This is a genomic window from Verrucomicrobiota bacterium, from assembly GCA_039027815.1.
Classification (GTDB): domain Bacteria; phylum Verrucomicrobiota; class Verrucomicrobiia; order Verrucomicrobiales; family JBCCJK01; genus JBCCJK01.
Map to the genome: position 1 here is coordinate 1 of JBCCJK010000064.1, position 8,901 is coordinate 8,901.

Annotated in this window: 9 protein-coding genes; 5 read left to right on the forward strand and 4 right to left on the reverse strand. The window is 59.8% G+C overall.

Going from position 1 to position 8,901, the window contains the following annotated elements; genetic code table 11:
• Window positions 1–235: hypothetical protein (locus tag AAF555_11875; protein ID MEM6912263.1), on the reverse strand; the 235-nt coding region annotated here is incomplete at its 3' end.
• Between the two features lie 38 nt (window positions 236–273).
• Window positions 274–678: a hypothetical protein gene (locus AAF555_11880; protein MEM6912264.1), complete on the reverse strand. Its 405-nt coding sequence runs from the start codon at window positions 676–678 to the stop codon at window positions 274–276.
• 170 nt (window positions 679–848) lie between these two features.
• On the opposite strand from AAF555_11880, the gene AAF555_11885 reads away from it, so the two are divergent.
• Both AAF555_11885 and AAF555_11890 read left to right on the forward strand, forming a co-directional pair.
• A complete protein-coding gene (locus AAF555_11885; protein ID MEM6912265.1) occupies window positions 849–1,958 on the forward strand; it encodes a sugar kinase in 1,110 nt (369 codons plus the stop codon).
• A 23-nt stretch (window positions 1,959–1,981) separates the two neighbouring features.
• Window positions 1,982–2,740 carry a DUF1080 domain-containing protein gene (locus tag AAF555_11890; protein MEM6912266.1) on the forward strand — a complete coding sequence of 253 codons (759 nt, stop codon included), beginning with the start codon at window positions 1,982–1,984 and terminating at the stop codon, window positions 2,738–2,740.
• A 14-nt stretch (window positions 2,741–2,754) separates the two neighbouring features.
• Here AAF555_11890 and AAF555_11895 read toward each other — a convergent pair whose 3' ends face one another.
• Both AAF555_11895 and AAF555_11900 read right to left on the reverse strand, forming a co-directional pair.
• Window positions 2,755–4,155: a sulfatase gene (locus AAF555_11895; GenBank protein ID MEM6912267.1), complete on the reverse strand. Its 1,401-nt coding sequence runs from the start codon at window positions 4,153–4,155 to the stop codon at window positions 2,755–2,757.
• A gap of 16 nt (window positions 4,156–4,171) precedes the next feature.
• A complete protein-coding gene (locus AAF555_11900) occupies window positions 4,172–5,143 on the reverse strand; it encodes a ThuA domain-containing protein (GenBank protein ID MEM6912268.1) in 972 nt (323 codons plus the stop codon).
• Window positions 5,144–5,257: 114 nt separating this feature from the next.
• Here AAF555_11900 and AAF555_11905 point away from each other — a divergent pair, with 114 nt between their 5' ends.
• The 3 genes from AAF555_11905 (at window position 5,258) to AAF555_11915 (ending at window position 8,763) form a co-directional block, all read left to right on the forward strand.
• Window positions 5,258–6,622: a Gfo/Idh/MocA family oxidoreductase gene (locus tag AAF555_11905; protein ID MEM6912269.1), complete on the forward strand. Its 1,365-nt coding sequence runs from the start codon at window positions 5,258–5,260 to the stop codon at window positions 6,620–6,622.
• A 93-nt stretch (window positions 6,623–6,715) separates the two neighbouring features.
• Window positions 6,716–7,828: an aminotransferase class I/II-fold pyridoxal phosphate-dependent enzyme gene (locus AAF555_11910; protein MEM6912270.1), complete on the forward strand. Its 1,113-nt coding sequence runs from the start codon at window positions 6,716–6,718 to the stop codon at window positions 7,826–7,828.
• Window positions 7,825–8,763, forward strand: coding sequence for a glycosyl hydrolase (locus tag AAF555_11915; GenBank protein MEM6912271.1), 939 nt, complete (start codon window positions 7,825–7,827; stop codon window positions 8,761–8,763). The genes AAF555_11910 and AAF555_11915 overlap by 4 nt, the downstream gene beginning before the upstream one ends.
• Window positions 8,764–8,901: the final 138 nt, after the last annotated feature.

The following is an 8,901-nucleotide window of genomic DNA, read 5'->3' on the forward strand; positions in this document are numbered from 1 at the left end:
CGCAAGCGCCATCATTTGCTTGTGTCGTCAATGAGTCGTTGGCTTTCTGAGGCAGTAATACCAAGCTCCAGAATTCACTGGTAGAATGGAGGGAAGGTGTTGTGGGGAAGAGGCGCTGAAGCGCGGGGAAGGGAGAGCCGGTGTCTTTCGAGCCAGCCCTGCGTTGCTCCTCGGTTACGGTGCAGGCACCGCGCCCTCGTCGCACCTTGGTCTGGCCCGAAATCCACTCGGCCATTCTACCAGCCAATTCTCCAGCTTGGTATAAAACGATTATCAGCGGATCGAGGAGAGATCGTAATCTTCTCTCGTGAGGAAGCTGCGCCTCGGCTTGGGGGACGGCTTGGTAACGGGGGGCGCTGGCTTCTCGCTGATCGCTAGCGGCTTGGGCTCGCGGGTCATTCGATACAGCCTTGGTTTGGGCGATTTCTCCGGAGTGCTCTCCTGGCCCATGACCGCTAGCGGGAGCTTCCACTCGTCCTCCACGGCCGAGCCATACTCGCTATCCCGCTGGCTCTCTCGGCTTTCCACCGCGGAGAACACCCTGGCCGACCAAGCAAACGGGGGTGGCTCGCTGACCTCGGCTCGGTAATTCTGGACGCTCTGGCAGCCTGAAACTCCTGCCCCCACCGCCAGCAAAAACACGATTTTTACAATTTCCGAGCATCGAAAAAGCACCATAATTTTAACTGTATCTTAAATATCTGAAATTTTCAGTAATTTAGAGAGTTCGCCCTTTGCCCGAAGCTTCGGAATCGATCCCAATCCGGGAGAATTTCCTGCTGCCGCGCGTCTTTTTCCTCGCTCTGGGAGGATTTTGCGATCACAGGATCTGCTTTCCCTTTCTGCCGATGTCCCTTCCGATCAAAGACCCTTCCCTCTGTCGTTACGACTGCCTCTCGCTTGGGGAGGTGATGCTTCGCCTCGATCCCGGCGAGGGCCGCGTCCAGACCGCTCGTCAATTCCAGGCTTGGGAAGGAGGCGGGGAATACAATGTGGCCCGCGGACTGCGCCGCTGTTTTGGCTTGCGGACGGCCATCGTGACCGCCTTGGCAGACAATCCCATTGGACGGCTGATTGAGGATTTCATCCTGCAAGGGGGCGTGGACACCACTTTCATTCAATGGAGGGAGTATGATGGTTTGGGTCGCTCAGTGCGCAATGGCCTGAACTTTACCGAACGCGGCTACGGGATTCGCGGCGCGAAGGGGACGCCCGACCGCGGCCACACGGCCGCCAGCCAACTCCAGCCTGGGGAGGTCAATTGGGAACACCTCTTCGGCACGCTCGGCGTCCGCTGGTTCCACACCGGCGGGATTTATGCGGCGCTTTCCGGAAGCACGCCCGAGGTGGTGCTGGAGGCGGTCCAGGTCGCCAAACAACACGACACGATCGTGAGCTATGACCTCAATTACCGTCCCTCCCTCTGGAAAGACTTTGGGGGCCAGGGCAAGTGCCGCGAGGTCAATCGAGCGATTGCGCCCTACGTGGATGTCATGATTGGCAATGAGGAGGATTTCACCGCTTGCCTTGGCTTCGAGGTGGAGGGCTTGGGCCCCGAACCTGGTCAACTCGAGGAAGAATCCTTCCGCAACATGATTGCGGCGGCCGTGGCCGAATTTCCCAATTTCCAAGTGGTCGCCACCACCTTGCGCCACGCCAAAACGGCCACCCTCAATGAATGGAGCGCGCTCCTTTGGCATGCTGGCCAATTCTATGACCCGGTTCGCAAATTCCAGGGCGAAGACGCTCTCGAAATCCTCGATCGCGTGGGCGGAGGCGATAGCTTTGCCAGTGGACTGGCCTACGGTTTCCTGACCTTCAATGATCCCCACCAAGCCGTGAGCTATGGCTGCGTGCACGGCGCGCTCGCCATGACCACCCCGGGCGATACCAGCATGGCCAGCCTCTCCGAGGTGGAAAAGCTGGTCAGCGGCGGGGGCGCTCGGGTCGAGCGATGAACCACCCCAACCAACCGTCTCCTATGAAAGCCCTCCTCTCTCTTCTTCTCTCCCTACTTCTTGCCACGCCCAGCTTGGCGGGAGAATTGGCCGCCTCCCAGGCCGACTGGTATGAGCAATACAAGAGCCAACCCAACGCGCCCCTGCCTGAAGAGATGCTCTTGAATACCGATCCGGAGCCCGCTTGGGAAGGGGAAGGCTTCCAGTCGCTCTTCAATGGCAAGGATCTCAGCGGGTGGGTGGCCTACGGAGGGGACGGCACCTTTGAAGCCACCCCGGAGGGCATACTCGGGACCTGCGTGCCCGATTCGCCCAGCACCTATCTCTCGACTGAGCGGGCGGACTTCCAGAATTTCGTCTTTAGCTGCGAGGTCAAATGGCTTGTCAATGGCAACACCGGGATCCAGTTCCGGTCTCAGACGCGCCAGGACAAAAAAGGGAGGCAGGTCGTTTTCGGCCCCCAAGCCGAGATGGAAGAGGCCAAAGAACGCCCTCGAGGCTGGTCGGGCGGCATTTTTGGGCAGAGCTGCGGAGGCTACCTCTACCCGCTTTGGCTGCAAGCGCACGAAGAGGCGCGCGGGGCCATTCGGCGAGACGAATGGAATCGCATCACCATCCAGGCCCAAGGGCAGGTCATGAAGACTTGGGTCAATGGCCTTCCCGCCGCCCACTGGGTGGATCAAGAAGACCGCTTTCCCCGGGGCTTCTTCTCCCTCCAAGTCCACAGCGGCGCCCAAGGCACCATCCTCTTCCGCGACCCCCGGGTGAAGGAGCTTCCCTAATACCAAGCTCCCAGCTACCTTTTCAGGCTCTCCAAATGCTCGGCCAGGGCCTTGGCCAAACGCTCGGCCACTTCGGGATGCTCTTCCAGCACGTTGGTGGTTTCTCCCAAATCTCTCTCTAAGTGGTAGAGCGCGGGGCCGGTCGGGCGATTTTTGTGGAGCGGACTGTAGAAGCGAACGGCGTGGTATTTCCAAGGGCCAGAGCGGACGGCTTGTCCCCGCTGGAGGAAGAAGAGATAGTCATGCGGCGTGACGGCTCCGGGCTCTCCTCGCAAGAGCGGGGCGATGTCTTTCCCATCGACCCCCCCTTCCGGCAAAGGCGCACCTGCCAGCCGCGCGAAGGTCGGCAGCAAGTCGATCGTCGAAGCCATTTCCGTCTCGACCGCCCCCGGCGGAATCACGCCCGGCCATCTGAAAATCGCCGGAACGCGCACCCCTCCTTCAAAGGACGTATGCTTGCCCTCAAAAAGCGGCAGAGCAGAGCCGCCGTTTTTTTTCTGCACCAGCCAAGGGCCATTGTCGGAAGAGAAAACGACCAGCGTGTTCTCCTCCGCGCCCACCTTCGTCAAATGATCGAGCAGCCGGCCCGTGTGAAAATCGATCTCCTCAATGACATCGCCATACAAACCCCGCTCACTCACCCCTTGGAAAGGCTTGGAAACAAAGAGCGGGGTATGCGGCATGGAATTGGCCAAATACAAAAAGAAGGGGCGCTCTGCGGCCACGCTCTGTGAGATGAAATCGATCCCCTCGTCCACAAACCGTTCGGTGAGAGTGCGCTGGTCGGCCGGAAACTCCACGCACTCCAGATTCCGCATGAGGGGGACCATGTTTTTGAGGGAAGGGGGGCTTCCTTTGGTGAGAGGACCCGCAAAGGCCTCCGCCAAGGTGGCCAAGCTCTGCCCTTCCCGGAAAAAACAGTTTTCGGCGTAGGCCATGTCGACCGCTGGATGCATGTCATTGCTATAAGGAATACCAAAATAAGAGCCGAAGCCTTGGTTGGTCGGGAGAAACTCCGGATGATGGCCTAAATGCCATTTCCCAATGGCGGCCGTCTCATAGCCCACGGATTGCAAGGCCTCGGCCAAGGTGACGTGCTCGGGCGCCAGGCCACCCTTTCCTCGGTTCGGGAAGAAGACCCCTTTGATCCCGACGCGCCCGGGATACTTGCCCGTCAAAAGGGCCGCGCGGGAGGAGGAGCACACGGGCGAGGGAACATAGAAATCCGTGAAACGCATCCCTTCCGACGCCATTTCATCAATGCGTGGCGTCTTGATTTCAGGAGCCCCATAGCAGCCTAAGTCCTGGTATCCTTGGTCGTCATTGAAGATAATAATGAAGTTCGGGCGGTCCCCAGCCATCAGCCCGAGGCTGAGATAGCCCGCTAAAAAACCTTGTAAGAGAAATTGACTCATAACGATTGGGTGCAGCTTATTTCTTGAGCGTGAAAGAGCGGGTCGAAGTGCTTTCCGCGGAGGGAAAATCATCCGGGACCGGCAGCGTCACTTGTCCGGTGGCCGCCCACTCCGTCCCGCGCAAAAAGGTCGTGATGAATCCCACGCCTTCGAAGGCGATGCTATCGTGACCGAGCGTCGTGTGAAAAGTGCGCCCCTCCCCGTGGTGAATGACCATCAACATCGGTTCGTGTTTCTCGGAGGCCCCCTTTTCCGTCTGGTCTTTGCCGGTGGCCAAAATGGTGAGGTTTTCCGCCGGGCCCCGGAGATCGGCGTAGCACTCGTCTTTGTTGCTCAGCCAAGTCGTGGGGAGACCCCGCATGATGGGATGGGTGGGCTCGCGCACCGTAATGGGAAACTCGTGTCCCGGCCCGTGGGCCCCGACCCGTTTTCCGGGCGCTTCCTCTCGCACGAATTCACCGTCGTCTGTGTAGTAGACATAGGCTCCAGGCAGATGGCCCTTGCGGCCACCCCAGCCTCCCACACCGATGATTTCGTTGTAGGTCTTCCACTTGCCGAAGCTGTTGTCGGCCGCGTGGACGGAAACAAAGCCGCCTCCCCCTTCGATATAGGCCTCGAAGGCTCTCTGGGTTTCTTCGGGCCAATCGGCGGCATTGTTTCCGAAATTGGAAATGACCACCTGGTAGTTTTCAAAGTCGGGGAGGAAGCTCGGATCGGGCTTGGATTTCGGGAGATCCTTGGTTCCTGGGATGCCCGCTAGAGGGAGCCACTTGCCCTCCCGCTTCTCGCCCCGCCAAGTGAAGCGGGTCCGGTTGATCGTCACCTCGAAGAGCCCGGTCTCCTCCAAATACTGCTTCATCATGATGGTCGACTTGGGCCACACCAGATGATTGTTCTGCCCGTCGATGATGAGCGCCTGGATGGGAGCGGCCACCAAGTTGGGCCAGCTGAGAAACAGGAACAAGCAGGCAAGGAAGAGGCTTTTCATGGAAGTTTTGAGCGACTCACGTCGTTATGCTACCTATGTATACTTGCTAGGGCCGCGCTGGTTATCAAGCGGCTCCTCAGACCATCCGAAAATCCCTTCCTCATTCCAAGCGTTATGAAAACCCTCAGCCGCCGAAAGTTCCTCCAGACAGCCGCTCTCACCGGTGGCTCCCTTCCCCTCTTCCACGTGGGAGCTGCTGGCCAGTTTTCCAAATCGAAGCTCAACATCGGTCTCATCGGTGCCGGGGGAATCGCCAAAACGGCCTTCGGAGATTGCAAAAACGAGAATGTCATCGCCATCGCGGAGGTGGATGACGTGACCGGCCAAATCGGCTACGAAGCCTTCCCCCAAGCCAAACGCTACCGGGACTTTCGCCGGATGTTCGACGCGCATGACAAAGAACTCGATCTCGTGATCGTGAGCACGCCGGACCACACTCACTTCGTGGCTACCTACGCCGCCATGGAGCGTGGCATCGCCGTTCAAACCCAAAAGCCCCTCACCCACAACCTTTGGCAAGCCCGCACCCTCGCCAAAGCGGCCGAAAAGTTCCCGGTTCAGACCGTCATGGGCAACCAAGGCCACAACTTCGATGGCATGCGCAAAATCCGCGAGTGGTATGAAGCGGGCCTCCTCGGCACAGTCACCGAAGTCCACGCTTGGACCAATCGCACCACCCGCAACAACCAAAACGTCGGCGTCACCTTCCCGCCGCAAACGATTCCCAGCACCCTGGACTGGGACCTCTGGCTAGGGCCCGGCCCGGTCGTCGACTACCACGAAACCTTCTGCCCGAAGAACTGGCGTTGGCACTGGGACTTTGGCTCGGGAGGACTGGGGGACATCGGCTGCCACACCCTGGAAATCCCCTACTACGCCATGGGGCTCGGATACCCCACCTCCGTCTACATGGCCCCGGAACTCGATTTCAGCCAGGAAGCCGGACTGAAAAAGCCCGGTAAAAACTCGGCCACTTACGTCTACGAGTTCCCCGCTACCGCCGCCCGGCCGGCCGTGAAAGTCTTCTGGTATGAGGGCGGTCGCTTGCCGAGACTCCCCGAGCAAGATCTCGGAAATGGAGCCAAGCGACCCCTCGCACCCAACAAGGAAGGCGGCTGCCTCATGATTGGTGACAAAAACACCCTCTACTCACCAGGCATGCGCCCGACCAGTCCCCGGATCCTTAACAACTGGCGGGAACTCCAAAACAACCTCCCGCCGCAGACCGTCCCTCGCGCCATTGGCAACCCCGTGAAAGAAATCATCGCGGCCGTCAAAGGTGACATCCAGGAGTGTGGATCGAAGTTCGCTTACTCTGGACCCCTGACCGAAGTGGTGCTCTTGGGGACGCTCGCCAATCGCTTCCAGACCACCGTGGAATTCGATCCTCAAAGCATGACCTTCTCCGACTCGCGCTTGAACGAATTCGTGAAGGGCCCGGTTCGAAGCGGTTGGGAATACGGCGAAGGTTTGATCTGAGAACGGCTTTCCCCTTTTCGGCCAAGCCTTCAGCGGCCAAGGAACGGCTCTCAGAAAAGGACCGCTCCGCCGGCCAGCCTCTTCCTTGTTTCCATGAGCCGACTTGCCCAACGCACTCTCCGCATCGACGCCTCCGGCATCCGCCGTGTCTTCGACCTGGCTCGCTCGCTCAAAAACCCCATCAATCTCTCGATTGGCCAGCCGGACTTCGATGTGCCGGATGCCATCAAGGCAGCCGCTAAAGGCGCCATCGACTCAGGTCGCAACAGCTACACGCCCACCCAAGGAGACGCCGCCCTCCGGGAGCAACTGCTAGCCGAAGAACAAGCCTTCACCGGGCGCCGCTGGGGCCAGGACGAGCTCCTCGTGACTTCAGGCGTCAGCGGCGGCCTCTTTCTGGCTCTCCTGGCCCTGGTGGAAAAGGGCGATGAAATCCTCATCCCCGATCCTTACTTTGTGATGTACAAACACCTCGTGCGCCTTTTTGGAGGCACGCCCGTGTATCTAGACACCTACCGGAGTGAATTCGGGATCGACCCCAGGCAACTGGCCGCCGCCATCACGCCTCGGACCAAACTTCTCCTCCTCAACTCGCCCGCCAACCCCACCGGACGCATCCTTTCGCGGAGCGAACTGGAAGCCATCGCCCACGTTTGTGGCCAACATCAGCTCCTAGTGATCAGCGATGAGATCTACCGCCACTTCGCCTACACCGAAATGGTCTCGATGGCGGAAATCTACCAAGACACCCTCGTCCTCATGGGCCACTCCAAGGCCTACGGCATGACCGGCTGGCGCCTGGGCTACGCCTGCGGGCCGCCGGAAATCCTGAGTGCCATGACCATGGTGCAACAATACAGCTTCGTCTGCGCGCCCTCGGTCACCCAAGCGGCCGCGCTCGCCTGCCCCCAGGTCGACCTGACCCAGCCCATCGCCGACTACCGGGCCAAGCGGGACCTCATGGTGGGCATCCTTCAGGAGCGCTTCGAACTCGCTCCCCCGGACGGCGCTTTCTACCTCTGGGCGAAAGCGCCCCAGGGCCAGACCGGCACCCGCTTCGTGGAGAAAGCCATCGCCCACAACCTGCTCATCATACCAGGCCAAGTCTTCAGCGAATGGGACACCCACTTCCGGCTCTGTTACACCGTTCCCAATGACAAACTGCAAGAAGGAGCCGAACTCCTGTGTCGCTTGGCCGAGACATGAACACTCTCCCAGCCTGCCTCTTGCTCGCGCTGACCAGTCTCCTTGGCTGCCTGCCGCTCTCCTCCTTGGCCGATCCAGCGGAGAAGCGCTGGGGCTTTTACCAAATCCATTGGCGAACCGATCAATTCCGCCAAGGCATCGCAGAGCAAATCCAAGCCTTGGGAGCCAAGCCGGACTACATCCTCTTTTTCAATGACCTGCATCCCCGCCGGGGATTCCCGAGCGAGGCCGCCCAGACCTGCCAGGAATTCGGCGCCATCCCCGTCATCAGCCAAGAACTCGCGCTCTGGGGCAAGCGATCACAGAGCTTGCTTGAAGAAATCAATGGAGGGCAGTTCGATGGCTTCTGGCGAGATTGGGCCCGGGCCGCCCTGGCTCATGGCGGCCAAGTTCTCCTTCGCTTCGGCTTTGAAATGAATGGCGACTGGTTCTCGTGGGGGCAACAACCCGAAGCGTTCGTGGCCGCCTGGAAGCGAGTCCACGGCATCGTCCGGGGAGAATTCGGGGCCGAAAACGTCCGCTTCCTTTTCTCCCCCAATGTGGTCTGGACCGACCAGCCCCTCGTGCAGCTCGAACCCTACTACCCGGGCGACGACTTCGTGGATCTCCTCGGCCTGGATGGCTACAACTTCGGCGACCACTTCGACCGCTGGCACCGCTGGCAATCCTACCAGGAAATCTTTGAAACCAGCATCGAGACCATCAGCCAATGGAACAAGCCCCTTCTGCTGGCCGAAATTGGCTGCGCCCACGGACCGCGCAAAGCGCAATGGCTGGAAAGCTTTCTGGAAGCCTTCGCACAAGATGAGCGCCTGGCGGGCTTCATCTACTACAATCACGGCGACGGCAAAAACGGCGAACCCAACTGGCGGCTCGACAGCGATCCAGACTCCCTGGCCGTCGTTCGCCACTACCTGCAAGGCTTGCCCAAGTAATACCAAGCTGCAGAATTGGCTGGTAGAATGGCCGAGTGGATTTCGGGCCAGACCAAGGCGCGACGAGGGCGCGGTGCAGGCACCGTAACCGAGGAGCAACGCTGGGCTGGCTCGAAAGACACCGGCTCTCCCTTCCCC

Bases quoted from the DNA above. Each gene is read 5' to 3' on its own strand.
- AAF555_11885 (MEM6912265.1), top strand. From the start codon at position 849: ATGTCCCTTCCGATCAAAGACCCTTCCCTCTGTCGTTACGACTGCCTC.
- AAF555_11895 (MEM6912267.1), bottom strand. From the start codon at position 4,155: ATGAGTCAATTTCTCTTACAAGGTTTTTTAGCGGGCTATCTCAGCCTC.
- AAF555_11880 (MEM6912264.1), bottom strand. From the start codon at position 678: ATGGTGCTTTTTCGATGCTCGGAAATTGTAAAAATCGTGTTTTTGCTG.
- AAF555_11910 (MEM6912270.1), top strand. From the start codon at position 6,716: ATGAGCCGACTTGCCCAACGCACTCTCCGCATCGACGCCTCCGGCATC.
- AAF555_11915 (MEM6912271.1), top strand. From the start codon at position 7,825: ATGAACACTCTCCCAGCCTGCCTCTTGCTCGCGCTGACCAGTCTCCTT.
- AAF555_11900 (MEM6912268.1), bottom strand. From the start codon at position 5,143: ATGAAAAGCCTCTTCCTTGCCTGCTTGTTCCTGTTTCTCAGCTGGCCC.
- AAF555_11890 (MEM6912266.1), top strand. From the start codon at position 1,982: ATGAAAGCCCTCCTCTCTCTTCTTCTCTCCCTACTTCTTGCCACGCCC.
- AAF555_11905 (MEM6912269.1), top strand. From the start codon at position 5,258: ATGAAAACCCTCAGCCGCCGAAAGTTCCTCCAGACAGCCGCTCTCACC.